This is a genomic window from Kitasatospora sp. NPDC002965 (genome assembly GCF_040611255.1).
Lineage (GTDB): Bacteria > Actinomycetota > Actinomycetes > Streptomycetales > Streptomycetaceae > Kitasatospora.
The window spans coordinates 569-875 of sequence record NZ_JBEXNT010000128.1; the positions used below are offsets into that span (position 1 = coordinate 569).

The 307-nt window shown below is 73.3% G+C and carries 1 protein-coding gene; it reads left to right on the top strand.

Going from position 1 to position 307, the window contains the following annotated elements; all coding sequences use genetic code 11:
- Window positions 1-34: 34 nt before the first annotated feature.
- Window positions 35-307, top strand: a 273-nt coding sequence (locus ABZY91_RS33730) for a hypothetical protein (RefSeq protein WP_355406991.1), incomplete at its 3' end; no start/stop codon positions are given.

Below are 307 nucleotides of genomic sequence, written 5' to 3' on the forward strand. Positions count from 1 at the left end.
GACCGCCCCTCGGGTGGTAGCGGTGGCGGTTACCGTGGCCGTGACGACCGTCCGTCCGGTGGTAGCGGTGGCGGCTTCCGTGGCCGTGACGACCGCCCCTCGGGTGGTAGCGGTGGCGGTTACCGTGGCCGTGACGACCGTCCGTCCGGTGGTAGCGGTGGCGGCTTCCGTGGCCGTGACGACCGTCCGTCCGGTGGTAGCGGTGGCGGTTACCGTGGCCGTGACGACCGCCCCTCGGGTGGTAGCGGTGGCGGCTTCCGTGGCCGTGACGACCGTCCGTCCGGTGGTAGCGGCGGTGGGTTCCGTC